Below are 17,948 nucleotides of genomic sequence, written 5' to 3' on the forward strand. Positions count from 1 at the left end.
CTATGACGTCTTCGCCAAGCGACGACTACCGCCACTCCGCGCCCGGCTCCACAATGGACTCGTGGGAACCCTGGCCTTGACCTCGCTCGCGGCGGCGGCCGGGGTCGTCGCCCAGCGCCTTTCCGGGATGGGGCTTTCCCTGCTGTGCGTACCGTTCCTGGCGCTGGCGCTGGGCCCGCTCGACGCCGTCCGGCTCACCCTGCTGCTCGGCTTCCCGGTCTATCTCGCGGTCGCGATCACCCATTGGCGGGCGATCAGGTGGACGCAGGTCGCGTGGCTGACGGTGCCCGCGGTGGTGTTCACCCCGGTCGTCGCGCTCGTGGTCCGCGATGTCCCGGCACGGCCGTTGCTGCTCGCCGCGGGCGGCTGCTGTGTCCTCGCCGTCGGTGTGCTGGCGAGCGGTGTCACCAGCAGACGGCTGGCGGGCAGAACGGCCGCCGTCGGCGCGGGCGTGCTGAGCGCGGCGATGAACTCCGTCGCCGGGCTTTCCGGTCCCGCAGTGGCGGTGTACGGGGCGAGCGCGGGCTGGGGCGCGGACGAGACACGCGGGACGTTGTCGATCTACTTCTTCCTGCTCGGCCTGGTCGCGTTGCCCAGTCTCGGCTGGGTGGAGGTGCCCGTGAGCGTGCTCCTCGCGGTCGCGTTCGCCGCGCTCGCCGGCGATCTGCTGGGACGGGCGCTGAGCCGCCGGGTCGGCGAACGGTCCGTCCGCTGGTCCGTCCTGCTGCTTTCGGCGGCGGGTGGCGCGCTGACGCTGGCGCACGCGGCCTGAGCACCGCCGGTAATACGATGGCCGGTGATGACACCGCCGGACCGCCCCGAATGGCGATCGCGTGCGTGGCTGGTCGCCTCCGCGGTGCTGGTCGTGGCCGCGGTCGCGCTGCTGGCCGTCGGCGCGAACGGTCCCGGCGCGGTCGTCGTGCCGATTCTCGTCGTGGCCACGGCCATCGGCGTGACGACGTGGACGGTGGTCCGCGCGCGCAAGCGGCGCCTCGACTACGAAGCCCGCCTCACCGGCTGGGCGGCCGAGCACGCCACGCAACACGAGCGGCTCCGGATCGCCCGGGAACTCCACGACATCGTTTCCCACGGCCTCGGCGTGATCACGTTGCGCGCCAGTGCGGCACGGCGGGTTCAAGGAGAAGTCCGGGAAGCGGAGCGCGAACAGGCGCTCGCCGACATCGAGCGGACGAGCCGGGACGCGGTCACCGAACTCCGGCGCATGCTGGCTGTGCTTCGCGACCCCGATGAGCGCGGCGCGCCGCTGCGGCCTGTGCTGAACCTGTCGGATCTTCCCGCCATCGTCGAGGCCGTCCGCCCGCTGGGCCTCGAACCGCGACTGGACGTCGGCGAACTCGGGGACGTTTCCCCTGGGATACAAGCGACTGTCTGCGAGATCGTCCGCGAAGCCGTCGCGAACACCGCTCGCTACGCCGGACCGACGACCGCTCGCGTCGGGTTGCGGCGCGAGGGCGACACGATCGTCGTGACCGTCGAGGACGACGGGCCGCGAAGTGCCTGGTCCCCCGCCACCGGGGCCGGCCACGGCCTGGCAGGACTTCGGGAACGTGCCGAGATCCTCGGCGGCGAGCTGCACGCGGCACCGGCCGGGACCGGATTCCGCCTCACCGCACGACTTCCGGACGGAGCACGCCGGTGACCGAACAGCCACCGATCCGGGTCCTGCTCGCCGACGATCAGCGGCTGCTGCGACACAGCCTGGCGATCATCATCGACGCCACGCCGGACATGGTCGTCGTCGGACAGGCAGAGGACGGGATCCAAGCTGTGGAAATGGCGCGGCGGCTGAGCCCGGACGTCGTGCTGATGGACATCCGCATGCCCGGCCAGGACGGGATCGTGGCCACCCAGGAGATCGGCGCCTGCCCCGGCCTGGCCGGGACCAGGATCCTCGTGCTGAGCATGTTCGAACTGGACGAGTACGTCTACGGCGCGCTCCGCGCGGGAGCGAGTGGTTTCCTGCTCAAGGACACCGAACCGGACGAGCTTCTCGCCGCCGTCCGCCGGACGCACAGCGGCGAATCCCTTTTCGCGCCCGCCATCCTCACCCGGCTGATAGAGCACTACGTCACGACGCCGCCGCACCGCAGCCCGCCCCCGCCTGCCGGGCTGACCCAGCGGGAGATCGAGATCCTCACCTTCGTCGGCCGCGGGCTGTCCAACACGGAGATCGCCGAGACGCTGACCATCTCGGTCAAGACGGTCAAGACGCATGTCAGCAGGCTCCTGAGCAAGCTTTCGGCCCGCGACCGCGCTCAGCTGGTGATCACGGCGTACGACCTGGGCTTGGTGGCCCCGCGCGCGGTCAAGCGTCCCGCCGGTGGAAAGTGATCGCCGAAATCCCCACCGCGACGAGCGCCCAGACCAGCACGACGGCCGAGCCGCCGAGTGAGCGCACGTCGTGGCTCGCGGCGTCCGGCAGGTAGTCCGCGAAAGTGCCCCGGTCACGGAGAAGCGGGCCCGCGATGAAGTAGTACCCGAGCAGCCCGGCCACCGCCGGGACGCTCCACCTCACGACCGTCGCGACGGCGGCGGAGAAGACCGTGGTGAGTGCGAGGTAGGCGCTCGCTCCCACCACGTCGGACCACGGTCCACCGGCCAGCGCGGTCAGGACGGCCGCCGGAACGGCCACGATCAGGAGTGCGCCCATTTTGGCCAGCTGCAAGGTGATCCGGCGTGGCATGGCGGTCAGGGTCCGGTGGATCTGGCCTCCGCCGTACTCCGACGTCACCGCGATGACACCCAGGACGAGGAACCCGGCTTGGGTGTAGCCGACGGGCGAGACGCCCTGTCGCGCGAACGCGGTCGCGAGGATCGCCGAAACCGCCAAGGTGCCGAACAGGGTGAAGGACGTGGCCGGCAGGCTGAGCAGTTTGAGGATCTCGGCCCGGAGTGCCCGGCCGCCCGTCACGCGTCCCTCCCGCGGAAAGCCAGGAAGCCCGCGGCGAGCAGCGCCGCGACCCAGGCCGTCATCACCAGGCCCCCGGTGACCGGAGAGAGCCGGACGGGCAGCTCCACCCGCTCGATGAACATCCGGAATCCGGCCAGGTCGGGGAAGAACGCGGCCAGCGGCGTGAGTTTCGTGAGCAGGTAGGTGACCGTGACCACCGACGTGTTCAGGATCAGCACGGTGAGCGGCAGGATTCCGTTGCGTGTCAACAACGTCAGGCCGGACGCGAGCAGGGCGGTCAGCACCCAGTAGAGGACGACTCCGGGCAGGCGCACGAAATCGCTCACGCCCAGCGCTTCGACGATCGTGAGGGTGACGGCCGAGGAAACCGTCGCCAGCGCCGCGACCACGGTGATCATCGCCGCCAGCTTCGTGATCAGCAAGCGCCACCGGGACGGCACGACCGTGAGACTCGTGGTGATCTGGCGTCCGCCACCGGCGTTCTCCCCTTCGGTGGTGTATTCGCTGCTCACCGCGACGACGCCCAGGATGATCGCGCCCACCACGCCGAACGCGAGTTCCTGGAACCCGAGGTCCACGTTGCCGCCGCGTCTGGCCGCCGCCCTCGCGTTGAGGAACGTCAGAGCCGCCGGAAGCAGTACGCCGATCGCGACCGCGGCCCAGACAGACGGCAGCGAGGCGAGCTTGCGCAGTTCTCCCCGATAGGCCCTCATCGCGCCGCCCCCGTGGTGAGCGCGAAGAAGGCGTCCTCCAGGCTTCGGTGCCCGCCGACGACTTCCGTGAGTGTTCCCCGCGCGACGATCCTGCCGCGGTCGATGACCACGACGTCGTCGACCGTCTCCGACAGTTCTCCCATGAGATGACTCGAAAGCAGGACGGTCCGCCCGGCCGCGGCCCGCGCACGGAGGAAACCGCGGATCCAGCGGATGCCCTCCGGATCGAGGCCGTTGACCGGTTCGTCGAGCACCAGCACCTCGGGATCGCCCAGCAGTGCCGCGGCCAGGGCCAGCCGCCGCCCCATCCCCAGCGAGTAGCCGCGGACGCGTTTGCCCGCGGCGGCGGACAGTCCGACCTCCGCGAGGACCTCGTCCACCCTGCCGCGCGGGATGCCGCCCGCCGCGGCGACCCAGTTCAGATGAGCCCGGCCGGTGCGCGAGCGATGTGCTCCCGAGCCGTCGAGTACGGCGCCGACCTTGCGCAGGGGATCGCGCAGCCCGGCGAACGGAACGCCGTCGACCAGAGCGGTTCCCGACGTCGGCCGGTCCAGCCCGAGCAGGATCCGCAGGGTCGACGATTTCCCGGCGCCGTTGGGCCCGAGGAAGCCGGTCACACGGCCTGGGCGCGCTTCGAAACCGACGTCGGAAAGGATCGTCGCCGATCCTCGTCGTTTGGTGAGCCGGTCGAACTGGATCATCAGGTCTTCTTCCCGTCGAGCTTGATCACGTCGCTCGCCAGTCCATCCCGGCCGGGCATCCGCTCGCGTCGGACCGAGGACCGATCTTGACTGGTGCCAGTCGGCCCTGGGGCCTACGTCATGACCTGATTTGCCTGGTCAGAGATCGGGATCGATTCAGGAATTCTCTGCTAGCCTCGCGGACGTCCCGCTGCTCACCGGGGGCGGCGCGACCAGGCAAGGAGTGCACATGACCGCGATCATCCGCGTCCACGGTCGTCAGATCCTCGACAGCCGGGGCAACCCGACCGTCGAGGTCGACGTCGAACTCGCGGACGGCTCGCTCGGACGGGCCGCCGTGCCGTCGGGCGCCTCCACCGGCACCAAGGAAGCCGTCGAACTGCGCGACGGCGACAAGACCCGTTTCCACGGCAAGGGTGTCCGCAAAGCCGTCGACGCAGTCAACACCGAGATCGCCGAGGCCGTCGCCGGGCTCGACGCCGAAGCCCAGCTCGACGTCGACCGCGCGCTGATCGCACTGGACGGCACCGCGAACAAGGCTCGGCTCGGCGCCAACGCCACCCTCGGCGTCTCGCTGGCCGTGGCGAAGGCCGCCGCGGCCTCGAAGCGACTTCCGTTGTACCGCTACGTCGGTGGCGTGTTCGCGCATCTGCTTCCGATGCCGATGATGAACATCATCAACGGCGGGGCGCACGCGGACAACCCGATCGACTTCCAGGAGTTCATGATCGGCCCGCTCGGCGCGGAGACCTTCGCCGACGCCGTCCGCATGGGCTCGGAGGTGTTCCACACCCTGCGCGCGTCGCTGCGCGAAGCCGGGCACGGCACCAACGTGGGCGACGAAGGCGGCTTCGCGCCGAACCTCAGCTCCGCCGACGAAGCACTCGAGTTCGTACTGCGCGCCATCGAGCAGTCCGGCTACACCCCCGGCGAGGACATCGCCCTGCTGCTCGACCCGGCCGCGTCCGAGTTCTACACCGACGGCGTCTACGACTACACCGGCGAGGGACGCAAACGCAGCGTCGAGGAGCACGTAGCCTATCTCGCCGACCTGACGTCGCGCTACCCCATCGTGTCCATTGAGGACGGTGTCGCCCAGGACGACTTCACCGGTTGGAAGCAGCTCACCGACACCATCGGCGACCATGTCCAGCTCGTCGGCGACGATGTCTTCTGCACCAACGTGAATCTGCTCAACGACGGTATCGAGCGAGGCATCGGGAACTCGATCCTGGTGAAGGTGAACCAGATCGGGACACTCACCGAAACCCTCACCACGGTCGAGACCGCGCACAAGGCCGGCTACTCCGTGGTGATGTCGCACCGCTCCGGCGAGACCGAGGACACCACCATCGCCGACCTCGCCGTCGCCACCAACTGCGGTCAGATCAAGACCGGCTCGCTGTCGCGCTCCGACCGCACCGCCAAGTACAACCAGCTCATCCGCATCGAAGAGGAACTCGGCACCGAAGCCCGCTACGCTGGTTCCACCACGCTCAGCGGCCGCCGCTGACGAACCGGCCGGGTGCCGGCTCCGCCCGGAGCGGAACCGGCACCCGCGTCGACCAGATCATCCCGAGCCCCTCCCCGAAGCCCAGATTCTCTGGACGTTCATCGCCCCCTCAGTAATGGCTGCTCCGGTAGTAGAACCCGCTTCCGGCGTCCTTGCCGGTGCCCGGATCGGACGCGTAATAGCCACACGGCACCATCGGTGGATGGCCGAGCTTCACCTCCTCGTTGGTCCAATACCCGCACTCGCCGATATTCGGATACGGTCCGTGCCAGCCACCGATGAGAACTTCCGCGGTGGACGCGCCCGGCGCTATCGCGAGTGCCGCCGCACCGGCGGCGATCAGCAGACCGAACCTTCGCATGATCATGGATCTCCCCCTTCGTTTCACCATTCGCCGAAGTGGTGCGACACGGTGCGATGATCGATCCGGATACGGATTCGAGGGGTGAAGCCATGCCAAGGCCGGAGCGGCCATTGGAAAGCGACGGCGGCGTTGTCTGCGAGTTCGCGGCGGCGCTACGGCGACTACGCCAGGAGGCGGGCACTCCGCCCTACCGACAACTGGCGACGCGCGCGCACTATTCGGCCAGCACCCATGCGGCCGCGGCTGCCGGGAAACAACTACCGACGCTGCCGGTCACGCGTGCCTTCGCCGCCGCCTGTGGTGCCGACCCCGACGAGTGGGAACAGCGCTGGCGCGACGCCTACGTCGCGTCGTCCGCCGAATCTCCAGCGCCCACAGGCGGCGACAGGATCGAGTCCGCACGGTTCCCGCCCACCGTCCCGGCCCGGGCGGTCCGGCGCACCGAGATCCTCGCCGCGGCCGCCTGCCTCGCCGTCTTGGCCGTACTCACCACCGCCGCGTCGGACGACCGGGTCCCCGCGACCGCACCGGTTCCGTTGTCCGCTCAGCACACGGCGACCCACATCCGGGGCGACCTTCGAGTCAGCAGTACCGATGGCCGACGGGCCGCGCTCACCGAAGGCGACGGCGTGATTCGCCTGTGGGATACGCAGGACATCACCGCTCCCCGCCTCGCGGCGACGATCACCACCGAGGTCCCGCCTTCCGCCCTCCGACTGGCGGACGACGGCGCCACCTTGATCGCCACGGTTCCCCACCGGCCGCTTTCCAAGCCCGCCGAGCACGAGCGCCGCTGGAACATCGCCGATCTGGCCACCCGCGTGAGATCTCCACCGGCTCGCCGGTGGCGAGCATTTAGGGCGCTTCGAGCGCGCGAGGCAGGTTCCTGCTAGCGCCTTGACCGTGTGTAGCGGCGTCTACATGCTGTGATCATGACGCGGAGGGCGGAACCCGGTCGGGTGGTCGGCGATCGCTACCGACTTTTGGCGGAGCTGGGATCCGGAGGGTTCGGGCGGGTCTGGCGGGCGCGGGACGAAACGCTGGAAGTGGACGTCGCGGTCAAGGAGATCTGGCTGCCGGACGCCGCCGCCGAAACCGAACGAACCGCGCGGCTCAAGCGCGCGACGCGCGAAGCCCGCAACGCCGCCCGGCTGCGGGATCACCCGAACATCGTCGCCGTGCACGATGTGCTGGTGGAGGGCGACCTGCCCTGGATCGTGATGCGCCTTGTCGACGGCGCCTCGCTGGAAGAGCGCATCAGTGCCGATGGACGGCTGCCTGTCGACAAGGTCCGGCGGGTGGCCGCGGACTTGCTGCGGGCACTGAGCGCGGCCGAGCAGGCCGGGATAGCGCACCGGGATGTCAAGCCTGCCAACGTACTGTTCGCCGGCGACGAAGGGGCGCTGCTCACCGATTTCGGTATCGCCGTCCACCGGACCGACACCGCGCTGACCGCCACGGGAATGGTCATCGGAACCATCGAGTACACCGCTCCCGAGCGACTGAACGGCACTGGCGATCAGGGCACCACCAGCGACTTGTTCTCACTCGGCGCCACTCTGTACGCGGCCGTCGAGGGGCATTCCCCCTTCCATCGCGACACCGTCGCGGCTTCGATGGCCGCGGTCCTGTTCGAACCGGTCCCGGAGCCTGAGCACGCGGGCGAGCTCAGCACTCTGATCACCGGCCTGCTGGACAAGGACCCGGCACAACGCCTGACGACTCGCGAAGCACTCGCGCTGGTGGGCCAGCTACCGAAGCCACCGGAAAAGACCCGCCACTTCACGAAACACGAGACGATCACCGGGCCGACCCCGGGCAAGGTACCCGCTTACCACTGCGTGTGGGCCCGTGCCGCCCCAGGGAACTGGATATGCCCCGGAGTGGAAGCGCTCGCGTTCAGCCCGGACGGACGACTGTTGGCCAGCGGCGGGGGCGACAAGACCGTGCGGTTGTGGAACCCGGAGACCGGGCAGCCCATCGGCGAGCCGCTTGTCGGACACACCAAGCAGGTGCTGACAGTGGCGTTCAGCCCCGACGGCCGGCTGCTCGCCAGCGCGGGCCCGGACAAGACCATCCGGTTGTGGAATCCGGCGACCGGACAGCCGGTCGGTGAACCCCTCAAAGAACACCCGGGCAACGGGATCCACCCTGGGGTGTGCGTAGTTGCGTTCAGCCCAGACGGGCGTCTCCTCGCCACCGGCTGCACCGACAAGACCATCCGATTGTGGAACCCGGCAACCGGGCAACCGGTCGGCCGACGACTCACCGGACACACCGGCCCGGTGCTGTCGCTGGCATTCAGCCCCGACGGCCGTCTCCTCGCCAGTGGCAGCACTGACAAGAGCGTCCGATTGTGGGATCCCGAAACCGGACAACCCGTCGACCACCCCCTCATCGCCCATCTCGGTGCGGTGCAGGCCGTGGCGTTCAGGTCGGACGGGCGGCTCCTTGCCAGCGGAAGCGAAGACGCCATCGTCCGACTGTGGTGGGATCCGGCGGCAGGGCGGCCCGTCAGCCATCCCCTCAGTGGGCACACCGGTCCGGTGACGGCACTCGCCTTCGATCCCGTCGGCGGTCTGCTCGCCACCGGTGGCCAAGACAACAGCGTCCGGTTCTGGTGGGATCCGGCGACCGGCCGACCGCTCGGTGACCCGCTCACCGACCACACTCGCCCCGTGACGGCGATGGCGTTCAGCCCCGACGGAAGGCTGCTCGCCACCGGCGGCCACGACAAGACCATCCGTATGTGGAGCAACGCCCCGCTCCCCTAGGTCCACCGGCTGGCGAGATACATCGTTTTAGATGTATCGTTTCCGATATGAAAGCCGGTGAGCTGTACCTGCTCGGCAAGCACCTGATGGAGCTCGCGTCCCGGGGCATGCGCGACGAAGCCGATCCCGAGGTGCCGGAGATCTATCTCGTACTGATCTCGGTGGTCGTCGAAGCGCCGGGTCTGTCGATCAGCGAGCTGACCGCGCGCACCGGTTTCGCGCAGAGCCATGTCTCCGCCGCCGTTGCCAAGCTGCGTGAGCGGGGCGCCCTGCGCACGCATCCGGATCCGGCCGACCGCCGTCGCACCCTGGTCTCCCCGGTCGACGGCCTGGTCACGGCTGTCGCGCAGCGCCAGCAGCGTGACGCCGAGCAGGTTCTCGCGGCGGCGCTCACCGAACTCGATCCGGACGAGGATTCGGCCGCGGAACGCGCGGCGCGTCTGGTCGAGGCCGCCGACGAGCTGTACCGCCTGCTCACCGCCCGCGCCCTCAAGGTGGGCGGGGACCCCGCCGCGCTGATGCCGCTGCACTCGCTGGCCGAAGAGGTCACCGGCAAACCGAAGAAATAGGGGGAAGCACATGGAGTACCCGTTCACGGCGACCGAACTCGAGGAGCCCGTGAGCCGCGTGCGTCTCGCGACCGGCGAGGACGCCTGGCTCGTCACCCGCTACGACGACATCCGCGCCCTGCTTACCGATCCGCGATTCCGCGTCTGGCTGCCCGGGGTTCCCGAGACCGGCGCCGACGCTCTGCTCTTCACCATGAACGGCCCCGAGCACGCGCGGCTCAGGCGCATCGCGGGCAAGGCACTCACCCCACGCCGGGTGGAGTTCCTGCGGCCGCGCGTCGAAGCGATCGCGGAAGACCTGGTCGCGAAGCTGCTCGCCCCGGGTCCGCCCGCGGAAGTCCTTGAGGGATATGCGATCCCGTTCGCCCTCTCGGTGCTGAACGAACTCCTCGGTGTTCCGCCGTCGGCTCGTGACGCGCTGCGAAGCTGGGCGGACGGCATGCTCGCGGTGTTCACCGCGCCGAGCTACGAGGAGATGACCGAGGCCTCCCGGAAGCTGGGTGACTACCTCACGGAACTGGTCGAGGCGAAGCGCCGCGCGCCCGGCGAGGACCTCCTGACCGGCCTGTTGCAGGCCAGGGACGACGACGGCGACGCGCTGCGGCCGGACGAGGTCACCCAACTCGCCTTCGCGATCCTTCTCGGCGGATATGTCCCGCCCGCGAACGCCCTGGCCCAGATCGTGCTACGGCTGGCGGCCGACCCCGGACTGCCCCGCGATCCCGCGCCGATCGAGGAATTCCTTCGCCAGGACCAAGGTTCGGCCGCCGACCAGGGGCGGGTCGCGGTCGAAGACGCCGACCTCGGCGGGGTGCCGATCCGCGCGGGCGAGTTCGTCCTCGCCTCCCTGCAGGCGGGCAACCACGACCCTCGACGGTTTCCCGCTCCGGAGCGGGTCGATCCCCTTCGCACGCAAGGACATCTGACCTTCGGCCACGGACCGCACCACTGCCTCGGCGCGGCACTGGCCCGCCTGCAACTGCGGACCGGTGTCACCGCACTGCTGGCCGCCGCCCCGGGACTGCGCCTCGCGGTACCGCTCGAAGAAGTCGCCTGGCGGCGGATGTTCCTGACGCTCCGAGGTCCGGTCGCGGTGCCGATCGACTGGTGACGGGCTGCGTGCCCCTGGCGCGTCCTCGCCTGCCGTCCTAATATTCGAACGGGTGAGGAGGCTGTCGCATTGAGTGATCGAACCTTGCGGTTCCCGACCGGCAGCTTCTTGGCGGGCCTGCCACCGAAAGCCTGCTCCGCCTTGCTGGCCCTCGGCACTTTGAGGGAATACGACCCCGACACGGTCCTTCTCCACGAAGGGGACTCGAGCACACACGCCTTCCTCCTCCTCAACGGCTGCGTGAAGATCACCGGTACGACGCCGGACGGGCAGCTGGCACTCCTGGCCATCCGGGTCGGTGGAGATCTGGTGGGTGAGCTCGCGGCGATGGACGGCCAGCCGAGGATCGCCACGGCGACCACGGCTGGCCGGGTCCGGGCGCGGATCGTCGCACAGGCCGAGTTTCGCCGGTTCCTGACCGAGACTCCGGAGGTCGCGCTGGCCGCGAGCAGCAATGTCGCGGTGAAACTGCGCTGGGCCACCCGCCGCCGGATCGATTTCGGGAGCCGCGAAGTCAGGGTCAGGCTCGCCCGTGTGCTGGTCGAGTTGTCCGCGTCCTACGGTATCCCCGCCGGCCCCGATGTCGAACTCGGCGTTTCGCTGTCACAGCCCGAACTCGCGGCGCTGGTCGGGGCCGCGGAGCCGACCGTGCACCGGGCCCTGGCGCTTCTCCGGCGGGAAGACATCGTCGAGACCGGATACCGCAGTCTGCGCATCCGCGATCGGCTTCGACTCGCCGCCGTGGCCGACGGTTGACCACGCTCACGACAACATCGTCATGAGCGGGAGTCCGAGCCCGCTGAGGAAGAGCACCCAGATGCCGGTCAGCGCGAATCGGACGTGGCGGTGCTTCCGCATGGCGAGGGCGGCCAGCAACCTGGTCAACTCGCGGGCCTCATCGCACTGGTCTCGCACGGATCGAGAGACTGCCGCGGACTTGCCGGTCGCGACGCTCGGAAAAGCGAACCTGTTGCCCCCGGGGGGTGCGCCTGTCCGAGGCCGGACGGCCTGTACTAGGTGAAACGACGAATACAGATACGCCACCACGAAACAGAACAAGATCGCGAAATGCGGAGCCGAGATCAACCGCGGTGGTCCGAGCAGGGCGAGCTGAGCGGTCACCATAGCGGTGATCATGGCTTGTATCGCCACGACGGTCCGAACCTTTTCATCTGCGTGTTGGACCGCGCCTTGGAAGGACGAGATCGTGTTCAGCATCGTGCTGAGCTCTGCTTCCGCCCGGACAATGCCGCCCCTCAGCCCTGCCGGTGGCTTCTTGCTAGCGCTTCGCATCGTGACTCTCCTCGCTGTCTTCACCATCGTCGTGTGACCGCGACTCACACATGCCGCCCCAGGACGGGTTCTCCTCGTCGGGTCATTTCCCAGCCGCATCCCGTCCCGAGACGGGGTGTGGATCGCCGTGACATGGCTGCCTTGGAGGGGTCCAATGGCAGCTCGCGCGGGCACGTGCACGCACGGCATGACGAGGGAGCGGAGCTGAACCAGCAGTCTTGGCCCACCGACACCCTGCTCGGCCGAATGTCGGCCCGGTCCCGGGAAGGCCTTCTCAGGTTGGGCACGGCGGTGGCTTACGAGGCGCAGCACCAGGTATTTCGGCAGGGCGAGGAAAGCCACCACGTGGTGCTGCTGCTCGACGGCCTGATGAAGGTCTTCGTCCACACCGAGTTCGGCAGGCCCGTGCTTCTCGCTCTGCGCGGCCGCGGCGACCTGCTCGGAGAGATCTCCATGCTCGAGCGACTGCCGCACTCGGCCAACGTGATGACTTGCAAACCCGCCCAGGCGAAGTTGATCAAGAACTTGCAGTTGTGCGACTTCTTCGATCGTCATCCCGATGCCTGGGCCGCGCTGGCGGGTACCTTGGGCACGCGGCTGCACAGGGCGGACATCGGCAGGACAGAGTTCGTCGCCTGTCCGGCGCCCGTGCGGGTCGGCCGGGTCATCGCCGAGATCGCCGACGTGTACGGCATCAGGACCGCGGAGGGCTTGGACCTCGATGTGGCGTTGACACAGACCGAGATGGCCTCGCTGGCCGGCGTCTCTCTGGCGACGTTCGAGAAGACTCTGCGCCTGTTGCAACAATTCGGTCTGGTACACCGGAAATCTCGACGAATCGTAGTCGCCGATCTTCCCGGGTTGCGCCGATTCGGCGTACTCGAACGGGAGAACCCGTATCAATACGGGATCGTCGACGCGGACGTGGCTCAGAGTTAGGGACTCGAAGTCATCGGATCGCTCATCGATCCTCGGAGGAGGACGGGTTGCCGGACCACAACGAATTCTCAAGGGTGCTGCTTCTCGCCGTGGACGCGTGGCGCTACAGCGATCGTGACGCGCGGCAGCAGTTCGACCTTCAGGAGGCGCTCCATTCGGCGGTCAACGCAGCCGGGAACGCAGCGGGCCTCGACCCCGCGAGCTGGCGGATACAGGAGGCCGGGGACGGATTCTTGGCCGTCATCGCGGACGGAGCCGAACTCACCCTGATCGACCCGTTCGTCCGGGAGCTGGACAACCGGCTCGAGCTGTTCAACCGCGATCGACGACCCGAAGCGCGGCTTCGACTGCGCTTGGCGATACATCATGGTGGCGCCCTGCCCGCCGCTTACGGCTTCGCCTCGGACGGCCCAGTACACGTTTGCCGGCTCCGAGATGCCAAACCGGTCCGGGCGGCGCTGGCGGACCATCCCGAAGCCAACCTCGTGCAGGTCGTTTCGGAGGCGATCTTCGACGGATCCGTCCGGCAGGGGCTCACCACCCTGCCTGTCCACGACTTCACCCGAGTCCAGATCGAAGAGACGGAAAAGCGATTCCGTAGCGGGGCCTGGATCCGCGTGCCCGGTTACTCCCCCGCGCGACCGGCCGACCCTGCCGGCCAGGCCGCCTTCGCCATTCGCGTCGAACCCGCGAGCGTCCCGGAGGCCGCTGAGGGTTCCGTAGCGCAGGCTGTGCGGGCTTCCTTCGATGCCGCTGGAATCTCACCGGCCGAGGACCACGACGGCACCGAGGTGGTCGTGGCCTTGTCGTCTCGTGTCACCGGCGGCCTTGTGCTCGGCGTCTGGTTGCATCATTTGCAGCAGGCGCTCGCGACCGGCGGCTGCCCCAAGGTATCCGTCGGCATCGCGTTCGGCCACGGCACCGCCGAGGCACGCGAGCTGGCTTCCGAAGAAGCCGCTATGGCCGTCCTCGGTCGCGTCGCGGACGCGAGCATCGCCGTCGTGCTGTCCGACGAAGTCCACCGGCGATTCGTCCAGGGGACCAGCGCTCGGTTGGTCATGCCCGACAGCTACCGAAAGATCGATGCCCATCCCGGATCGTGGATCCGGGTCCCCGGCTATTCCGTACCGCCGGCTGCGGGGCAGCCCGCCGGTACCGCCGCGCCGGTACCGCCCGCCCCGGCCGCGGGCGCGTTCCACGGACCTGTCTCCAACATCGGGAGCGCTGTCATACACGGGTCCTACATCAACGGGACCGTGTACAACGGCGACGGATCACTCCGATGAGCGAAGAAGCCACCGACGCACCGGGCGCATCGACACCAGCGACCTCACCGCCTCCCGCCGCGCAACCGACGGCGAAGTCGACGGAAAGCAGTGCGCCCGACGACGAAAAACGGCTCTCCAGTGACGACGCACGCGGAGAGAATCAAGCGCTCTTCACTGGTGCGCGCTACTTCACGCACAGCGGCACCCGGTATGGACCGGCCTTGAGCATCGGGTCCTTGCAAACCCAGGACATGCAAGTCGGAGATCGCTATCAGATCTTCGTCGGGCAGACCGTGGAACGAACCGTCGGAGCGGTGCGCCAAGAACTGCTTCGCTGGGTCAGGGAACGGTACTTCCAAGTGGATCGATACCTGGAGTTCCTCTCCGGACTCGAGGAGCGACATCTCCTGGTGCTGCGCGGCCGTCCGGGTACGGGCCGGGTCACCACCGCGCTGCATCTGCTCGACCGGCTCGCGCCGAACCAGGTTTCCCGATGGGAATGCGGCAAGACCGCGAAGTCACTCACCCGGGGCAAGTTCGACCGCAAGAACGTCGGCTATCTGGCGGAGTTGTCACCGCGAGTCAGTGGCGGTCTGACCGAAACGATACTCGATGATCTCCAGAAACAACTCAAGGACTCGAAATCCTACGGCGTTCTGGTCATTCCGGAAGACCCTCGGGATATCGAATCGTTCGGGGGTTACGCCTTCGACTACCAGGCTCCAGAACCCTCTCAACTTCTCAGGAAGCACATTCAGCACGAGATCCTTCCCGACGATCCTCCAGGCTTCGAGGAGAAGCTTCTCCGGTTGAGTGAAGCAGATTGGGCGATGGCGGCACTGGGGCCGTGTCCCTGCCCGCTGGAGTCGGTCAGGATGGCGGCTCTGCTCGCACAACACGCGCGAGGTGAGATCGACCGGGACGAGGTCGAGCGCGAAGCCGAACGTGCGGTGCACTTCCAGGTCGCCGAGTGGTTCGCGGAACTGCTCGGCCTCACTCCCGGAGCCGAACTGGACGAGGCGTTGCGACTGGCCGCGTTCCGGATCGCGTTGGCCGTGCTCAACCGGTCGCCGTACACCGTCGTGACCGAGGCCGCCGACCTGCTGACCCGGAAACTCGTCGGGAACGACGACAAAGCCAAGAAGGACAAGCGTCAAGGCTCACTGTTCGCCGACGATCAAGGTGCGCGGTTGCCTGCGCTTCGCGCGAGGATCATCGACGGACACGCGACGTTCGGCCGCGAGCTGATCCCGATGGAGTTGCTGGAGTTCCACGATCCGCGCTACCCGACGGCCGTACTGGACCATGTCTGGAAGAACCATCACCGACTGCGAGAGCAGTTCGGTCCGTGGTTCAAGGAACTCGGCAAGGACAGCAGGCCGATGATGTGGGTCCGGGCCGCACAGGCGACCGGCTACCTGGGCCGTCACGATTTCGTATACGTGTACACCAAGATGATCTCGCCGAACGCTTCCTCGGATGAGTGGAAGGACTTCCTCTTCATCAGGCGACGGTCGGCCGCGATCGCCCTGGATCAAGCAGCACAAGACGACGAAATCCGGCCGGCGATCCTCGAACGGCTCCGGAAATGGCGTCGGTACGGAACTCCGGAGGAGCGCTGGACGGCCGCCGCCACCTACGGTTTCGCCCTGGGACGACGAGACATCCGCTACGCGCTGGAAGAACTCCGCGTACTCGGCACACCGTCGGAACGCCGAATGCCGTTGACCGGCGACGCCGACAGCGAGATCGTCTGGATAGCCGGGTTCAGCGTCGCCAAACTGCTCGCTTTCGGCAGGGTTACCGAGGTGCTCGACCACCTGCACCGGTGGTTGGCGAGCGACCGGAGCAGCTTGCGCCGGCTCGCTCTGACAAGCCTCAAGCACCTAGCGAGTTTCTACGGCTTCGAGCTCGACTACCTCTGGTTGTCGATGGAAGACGACCGGCCTGTCCTGCCACCCCATGCCGAGCGGTGGCCGCTACTGCTGGCACTGTCCACTAAGGACGATGATGTCGCCCGCCGGGTCACCGGCCTCCTGACGCAAGCCTTGCGAAGCCGTGAAGGCGACACCTTGGCCAGATTCCTGCTGGCTCGGTGGGTCCGCTCCGGGGAGCACGACTCCGCCCTGCTCGACGAACTCGCGCGATTCATGACGGGCCTGGTGGCTCACGCGGGCGACGCTCAACGGTTGCATTACCTGCTGAACAGGCTGGTCGGCGACTGGGCGGACCCACTCCAGCCGAAGGTGGCGGACCAGTTGAGCACGGCGGTAAAAGAGGGCGAACAGAGGAGGACTGCAGCGTGACCGAGAAGACGGCTGACCCGCAAGAAGCCAAGGAGAAGCCCGCACAGACCGTGACGGTCTCGCCGTCAGCACCATCGGACGGCGGTTGGCAGGAGGCGGCGGCGCAGAACTATCCCTCGGCGGTGAAGACCCTGCCCTCGTCCGCCTACTCACCGATCGCGGGTGGCGGCCGGGTCGGCAGGCTGAAGCTCGTCCGGAAAGGCTCGATTGCCCGCCCCTGGGTCGCCCGCGTGTTCGTCAAGGGAAACGGCCGGCTCGACGTCTTTTCCTGGACGCACCAGCCGACGATCGGGGAACTCGTGTGGAGTGGCTATCGGTCCGTCTACGACGTCGACCTTTCACTTCGCAATCTTTCCCTGGATGTCACACTCCCGAGTGCCGGGGAAGCCTTCGTCTTCCGCACGGAGGTAGATGTCCAGTGGCGGGTCGAGGTACCGGAGACCGTTGTCACGAAAGGGCTCACAGACATCCGTCCGGTCGTGGTCCCCCGGTTGCTGGCCGGACTCCGGCAGGCGAGCAGGGCACTGGAGACGTCCGATGTCGAGACCGCGGAGAAGGAGACGAACGCCTATTTCGACTCGAAGTGGCTCCTCGACGAATACGGGCTTTGGACGAACATCCTTGTGCGTTTGCGCATGGACGCGCAGACGGAACGCAACATACGGCTCGAAGCAGAGGTTCGGGCGTTCAAGCACCTCATCGAGAACGGCGACCTCGACCAGTTCGCGTTGCAACTGGCACAGAATCCGCAGGACGTCCAAGCGGTGGTGGAGGTCTTGGTGGCCGAGCGGGACAACCACCGCAAGGAGGTCGTCGAGTTCATCACCCGGCTCATCGAGTCGGACGCGTTGGATCGTTGGCAGATCGACGACCAGGTCCGGGTCATGATGCAGTGGATGCAGGCCTCGATCAACAGAGTGCTGACCGGCACGGACACCGCGCGTCAGTTGTCCTTCGACGACCACCGGCACAGCGACCCTTCCAGGCCGGAGCAGGACGGCCCATCGTCTCCCGCCGACGATCCCGGCGGCGAATGATGTGGTCTGCGCTCCCCCACGCTTTGGCGACTTCGGTACTCCTTGTCGCGATGGCCTGTATCGCCGTCAGGTTCGTCCTCCCTGCGTTGCTCAGAACCCTGGTCGAGCCGGCACGCGAGGTCGTTTCGTTGATCGCGGCCGTGCTCGTCCTACCGGAGTACTGGATCAGCCGCGCCCGCCGTCGAAACGGCGGTACACCACACCACTTCGCCTACGTATACGGCGACGGTGTCGTCCGTTTGGCCGCCCTCGGCGATCGGAGTGTTGTTCTACTGCTGCGTTCTTTGGCGCGAGCCGCGGTCGCGGTGCACCCGATCGCCGTCGCCGTCGTCGTGGTGGCGTGGCAGGTCGTCACGTCGGTGTGACGATGATCGTGACTCCCCTGCACCGCGCCTGCGGTTCGCGTGATTGCCGGGACGGCACGGGTG

19 protein-coding genes are annotated in these 17,948 nt (G+C 67.9%); 14 read left to right on the plus strand and 5 right to left on the minus strand.

Annotated elements, in window-relative coordinates:
- The first annotated feature begins 61 nt into the window (after nt 1-61).
- Genes ED92_RS17620 through ED92_RS17630 form a run of 3 tightly spaced genes read left to right on the plus strand, consistent with a single transcriptional unit; the run spans nt 62 to nt 2,352 of the window.
- The gene (locus ED92_RS17620; protein WP_235213306.1) at nt 62-772 is read left to right on the plus strand and encodes a sulfite exporter TauE/SafE family protein; all 711 of its coding nucleotides are present in this window, start codon (nt 62-64) and stop codon (nt 770-772) included.
- A gap of 27 nt (nt 773-799) precedes the next feature.
- Nucleotides 800-1,660 carry a sensor histidine kinase gene (locus tag ED92_RS17625; protein WP_037339287.1) on the plus strand — a complete coding sequence of 287 codons (861 nt, stop codon included), beginning with the start codon at nt 800-802 and terminating at the stop codon, nt 1,658-1,660.
- On the plus strand, nt 1,657-2,352 hold the full coding sequence (locus ED92_RS17630; RefSeq protein ID WP_037339289.1) for a response regulator transcription factor: 696 nt from the start codon (nt 1,657-1,659) through the stop codon (nt 2,350-2,352). The genes ED92_RS17625 and ED92_RS17630 overlap by 4 nt, the downstream gene beginning before the upstream one ends.
- Here ED92_RS17630 and ED92_RS17635 read toward each other — a convergent pair.
- From ED92_RS17635 to ED92_RS17645, 3 genes are read right to left on the minus strand one after another with little or no spacing between them, the layout of a single operon-like run.
- Nucleotides 2,327-2,932, minus strand: a complete 606-nt coding sequence (locus ED92_RS17635) for an ABC transporter permease (protein WP_037339295.1) — start codon at nt 2,930-2,932, stop codon at nt 2,327-2,329. The two genes, ED92_RS17630 and ED92_RS17635, sit on opposite strands and share 26 nt — an antisense overlap.
- Nucleotides 2,929-3,645 carry an ABC transporter permease gene (locus ED92_RS17640; protein ID WP_037339298.1) on the minus strand — a complete coding sequence of 239 codons (717 nt, stop codon included), beginning with the start codon at nt 3,643-3,645 and terminating at the stop codon, nt 2,929-2,931. Before ED92_RS17640 ends, ED92_RS17635 begins: the two co-directional genes overlap by 4 nt.
- A complete protein-coding gene (locus ED92_RS17645) occupies nt 3,642-4,346 on the minus strand; it encodes an ABC transporter ATP-binding protein (protein ID WP_037339301.1) in 705 nt (234 codons plus the stop codon). Before ED92_RS17645 ends, ED92_RS17640 begins: the two co-directional genes overlap by 4 nt.
- A gap of 229 nt (nt 4,347-4,575) precedes the next feature.
- On the opposite strand from ED92_RS17645, the gene eno reads away from it, so the two are divergent.
- Nucleotides 4,576-5,859 carry a phosphopyruvate hydratase gene (gene eno / locus ED92_RS17650; RefSeq protein ID WP_037339303.1) on the plus strand — a complete coding sequence of 428 codons (1,284 nt, stop codon included), beginning with the start codon at nt 4,576-4,578 and terminating at the stop codon, nt 5,857-5,859.
- A 109-nt stretch (nt 5,860-5,968) separates the two neighbouring features.
- Here the strand turns inward: eno and ED92_RS17655 are convergent, their stop codons facing one another.
- On the minus strand, nt 5,969-6,226 hold the full coding sequence (locus tag ED92_RS17655; protein ID WP_037339305.1) for a hypothetical protein: 258 nt from the start codon (nt 6,224-6,226) through the stop codon (nt 5,969-5,971).
- 86 nt (nt 6,227-6,312) lie between these two features.
- On the opposite strand from ED92_RS17655, the gene ED92_RS41400 reads away from it, so the two are divergent.
- The 5 genes from ED92_RS41400 (at nt 6,313) to ED92_RS17680 (ending at nt 11,433) form a co-directional block, all read left to right on the plus strand.
- Complete coding sequence (locus ED92_RS41400) at nt 6,313-7,116, plus strand: helix-turn-helix transcriptional regulator (RefSeq protein WP_152610945.1); 804 nt, start codon at nt 6,313-6,315, stop codon at nt 7,114-7,116.
- A 39-nt stretch (nt 7,117-7,155) separates the two neighbouring features.
- Nucleotides 7,156-8,997, plus strand: a complete 1,842-nt coding sequence (locus ED92_RS17665; protein WP_152610946.1) for a WD40 repeat domain-containing serine/threonine protein kinase — start codon at nt 7,156-7,158, stop codon at nt 8,995-8,997.
- A 47-nt stretch (nt 8,998-9,044) separates the two neighbouring features.
- On the plus strand, nt 9,045-9,566 hold the full coding sequence (locus ED92_RS17670; protein WP_037339310.1) for a MarR family winged helix-turn-helix transcriptional regulator: 522 nt from the start codon (nt 9,045-9,047) through the stop codon (nt 9,564-9,566).
- A 10-nt stretch (nt 9,567-9,576) separates the two neighbouring features.
- Entirely contained in the window at nt 9,577-10,677 is a 1,101-nt protein-coding gene (locus ED92_RS17675) for a cytochrome P450 (RefSeq protein WP_037339313.1), read from the plus strand.
- A 69-nt stretch (nt 10,678-10,746) separates the two neighbouring features.
- Complete coding sequence (locus tag ED92_RS17680; protein WP_037339316.1) at nt 10,747-11,433, plus strand: Crp/Fnr family transcriptional regulator; 687 nt, start codon at nt 10,747-10,749, stop codon at nt 11,431-11,433.
- 6 nt (nt 11,434-11,439) lie between these two features.
- On the opposite strand, the gene ED92_RS42795 is transcribed toward ED92_RS17680, so the two are convergent.
- Nucleotides 11,440-11,592: a hypothetical protein gene (locus tag ED92_RS42795; protein WP_161791117.1), complete on the minus strand. Its 153-nt coding sequence runs from the start codon at nt 11,590-11,592 to the stop codon at nt 11,440-11,442.
- 510 nt (nt 11,593-12,102) lie between these two features.
- Between ED92_RS42795 and ED92_RS41945 the strand changes: the two genes are divergently transcribed.
- The 5 genes from ED92_RS41945 to ED92_RS17710 all read left to right on the plus strand — a co-directional run bounded on the left by ED92_RS41945 (nt 12,103) and on the right by ED92_RS17710 (nt 17,885).
- Nucleotides 12,103-12,909, plus strand: coding sequence for a Crp/Fnr family transcriptional regulator (locus ED92_RS41945; RefSeq protein WP_052120657.1), 807 nt, complete (start codon nt 12,103-12,105; stop codon nt 12,907-12,909).
- A 47-nt stretch (nt 12,910-12,956) separates the two neighbouring features.
- Complete coding sequence (locus tag ED92_RS41405) at nt 12,957-14,195, plus strand: hypothetical protein (RefSeq protein ID WP_152610947.1); 1,239 nt, start codon at nt 12,957-12,959, stop codon at nt 14,193-14,195.
- A gap of 233 nt (nt 14,196-14,428) precedes the next feature.
- Nucleotides 14,429-16,483, plus strand: coding sequence for a hypothetical protein (locus tag ED92_RS17700; protein WP_037339322.1), 2,055 nt, complete (start codon nt 14,429-14,431; stop codon nt 16,481-16,483).
- Nucleotides 16,480-17,520, plus strand: a complete 1,041-nt coding sequence (locus ED92_RS17705; protein ID WP_037339325.1) for a hypothetical protein — start codon at nt 16,480-16,482, stop codon at nt 17,518-17,520. The genes ED92_RS17700 and ED92_RS17705 overlap by 4 nt, the downstream gene beginning before the upstream one ends.
- Before the next feature lie 86 nt (nt 17,521-17,606).
- Nucleotides 17,607-17,885 (plus strand): hypothetical protein, encoded by a 279-nt coding sequence (locus tag ED92_RS17710; protein ID WP_152610948.1) that lies wholly within the window; start codon nt 17,607-17,609, stop codon nt 17,883-17,885.
- Nucleotides 17,886-17,948 lie beyond the last annotated feature (63 nt).

It is taken from the genome of Amycolatopsis sp. MJM2582, assembly GCF_000754115.1.
GTDB lineage: Bacteria > Actinomycetota > Actinomycetes > Mycobacteriales > Pseudonocardiaceae > Amycolatopsis > Amycolatopsis japonica.

What these genes read in the sequence shown, in the direction of transcription:
- ED92_RS17700 (WP_037339322.1), top strand. Translation starts at nt 14,429, where the DNA reads ATGCAAGTCGGAGATCGCTATCAGATCTTCGTCGGGCAGACCGTGGAA.
- ED92_RS17655 (WP_037339305.1), bottom strand. Translation starts at nt 6,226, where the DNA reads ATGATCATGCGAAGGTTCGGTCTGCTGATCGCCGCCGGTGCGGCGGCA.
- ED92_RS41400 (WP_152610945.1), top strand. Translation starts at nt 6,313, where the DNA reads ATGCCAAGGCCGGAGCGGCCATTGGAAAGCGACGGCGGCGTTGTCTGC.
- ED92_RS17625 (WP_037339287.1), top strand. Translation starts at nt 800, where the DNA reads ATGACACCGCCGGACCGCCCCGAATGGCGATCGCGTGCGTGGCTGGTC.
- ED92_RS17640 (WP_037339298.1), bottom strand. Translation starts at nt 3,645, where the DNA reads ATGAGGGCCTATCGGGGAGAACTGCGCAAGCTCGCCTCGCTGCCGTCT.
- ED92_RS17645 (WP_037339301.1), bottom strand. Translation starts at nt 4,346, where the DNA reads ATGATCCAGTTCGACCGGCTCACCAAACGACGAGGATCGGCGACGATC.
- ED92_RS17665 (WP_152610946.1), top strand. Translation starts at nt 7,156, where the DNA reads ATGACGCGGAGGGCGGAACCCGGTCGGGTGGTCGGCGATCGCTACCGA.
- ED92_RS17670 (WP_037339310.1), top strand. Translation starts at nt 9,045, where the DNA reads ATGAAAGCCGGTGAGCTGTACCTGCTCGGCAAGCACCTGATGGAGCTC.
- ED92_RS17675 (WP_037339313.1), top strand. Translation starts at nt 9,577, where the DNA reads ATGGAGTACCCGTTCACGGCGACCGAACTCGAGGAGCCCGTGAGCCGC.
- ED92_RS41945 (WP_052120657.1), top strand. Translation starts at nt 12,103, where the DNA reads ATGGCTGCCTTGGAGGGGTCCAATGGCAGCTCGCGCGGGCACGTGCAC.
- eno (WP_037339303.1), top strand. Translation starts at nt 4,576, where the DNA reads ATGACCGCGATCATCCGCGTCCACGGTCGTCAGATCCTCGACAGCCGG.